Origin of the sequence: Adlercreutzia sp. DFI.6.23 (assembly GCF_024462535.1) — a bacterium.
Lineage (GTDB): Bacteria > Actinomycetota > Coriobacteriia > Coriobacteriales > Eggerthellaceae > Adlercreutzia > Adlercreutzia rubneri.
On the sequence record NZ_JANGBP010000210.1, the window covers coordinates 1 to 393 of the forward strand.

Consider the following 393-nt stretch of genomic DNA (forward strand, 5'->3'; position numbering starts at 1 on the left):
CTAATTTGGGCATACATCTTGCCGTTATTCTCTTGCGTAAACTTGATTCTTCCTTTTTCCAAAGAGTCGATCATTGCGTCAGGCGTGTCGACAACGTACCGAACGCCTTTCGTAAAGGCTTCGGCGGTTTGAGCAACAAGCGAGGCGTCCTTGGATACTGCAGCGATGAAGGCCTCAGCTGCCCTATCGGCCTTTTCAAGAGACGAGCCTACGCTCTTTGCAAGAAGAGCAGCAGGATAGTTCGAGTCATATGGATCGATTTCGTTGCTAGCTCTTGGAATGATTTCTTTGTCCGATTCAGCCATGTTCGTCCTCTTTATCATTACTCAGATTGGTTGTAGATATTATAATCGTTTGTATTGCAAAACGAACCGTTCGGGAGAGGTCTATGAA

1 protein-coding gene is annotated in these 393 nt (G+C 46.1%); it reads right to left on the reverse strand.

Annotation, left to right across the window (positions count from 1 at the left end):
* Nucleotides 1-305, reverse strand: a 305-nt coding sequence (locus NE591_RS13045) for a hypothetical protein (RefSeq protein WP_256156839.1), incomplete at its 3' end; no start/stop codon positions are given.
* Nucleotides 306-393 lie beyond the last annotated feature (88 nt).